Annotated in this window: 1 protein-coding gene; it reads left to right on the forward strand. The window is 72.7% G+C overall.

Annotated elements, in window-relative coordinates; genetic code table 11:
* A partial coding sequence (locus tag H5J33_RS36070; RefSeq protein ID WP_181798874.1) for a serine hydrolase occupies positions 1 to 1,138 on the forward strand: 1,138 nt, incomplete at both ends.

Raw genomic sequence — 1,138 nt, forward strand, 5'->3', positions numbered from 1 at the left:
TGCGGCAACTCGTCACGGACGCGGAGGCGTTCCTCGCCCCCTCCCCCCGGCACCCGTGGTACGCGGGCGCCGTCCTGCTCGCCGGGCGCGGCGACACGGTGGCCCTGCACGAGCCGATCGGCATGGCGGTGCGCTACTCCGCGTACGACGAGAAGACGGACACCGGCGTCGAGTTGCCGCCCGACCGGCAGCTCCCGATGACCCGGGACACCGTGTTCGACCTGGCCTCGGTCTCCAAGCTGTTCACGTCGCTCCTCGCCGTGCAGCAGATCGAGCGGGGCGCGCTGGACCTCGAGGGCACGGTCGCCTCGTATCTGCCGGACTTCGGCCGCGCGGGCAAACAGCAGGTGACGATCCGTCACCTGCTGACGCACACCTCGGGCCTGCGGGCCTGGCTGCCGCTGTACACGGCGCCCGCCCGCGAGGACAAGCTCCGGCTCGTCTGGGACGAGGCACCCCTCACCCCGCCGGGCTCCGCGTACCTGTACTCGGACCTGAACATGATCACGCTGGGGCTGGTCCTGGAGACGGTCACCGGCCGCCCGCTCGACGCGCTGCTGTACGAGGAGGTCACCGGACCGCTCGGCCTGGACGGCACCCGCTACCGCCCGCCAGCCTCCTGGAAGCCGCGGATCGCGGCCACCGAGGACGCCCGCAAGCCGTGGTCCGGGCTGGACCGCGGGCTGGTGTGGGGCGAGGTGCACGACGAGAACGCCTACGGCCTGGGCGGTGTCGCGGGCCACGCCGGGGTGTTCTCCCGCGCCTGGGACCTGGCGGTCCTCGGCCGGACCCTGCTCAATGGCGGCCGTTACGGCCGGACCCGGATCCTGCGGCCGGAGTCGGTGGAGCTGATGTTCACCGACTTCAACACGGCCTTCCCCGGCGACGCGCACGGCCTCGGCTTCGAGCTGTACCAGCACTGGTACATGGGGGCGATGGCCACTCCGCGCACGGCCGGCCACACCGGCTTCACCGGCACCTCGCTCGTGCTGGACCCCACGACCGACTCGTTCCTGGTCGTGCTCGGCAACTCCGTGCACCCGGTGCGCACCTGGCGCTCCGGTTCCGCTCCCCGGGTGGCGGCCGGCAACCTCTCCTCGGCCTGGGCGACGGTCCTGAAGCCGGGGATCGGCACGGT

The sequence above is a fragment of the Streptomyces sp. WELS2 genome (genome assembly GCF_013870595.1).
In the GTDB taxonomy this organism is placed as follows: Bacteria; Actinomycetota; Actinomycetes; order Streptomycetales; family Streptomycetaceae; genus Streptomyces.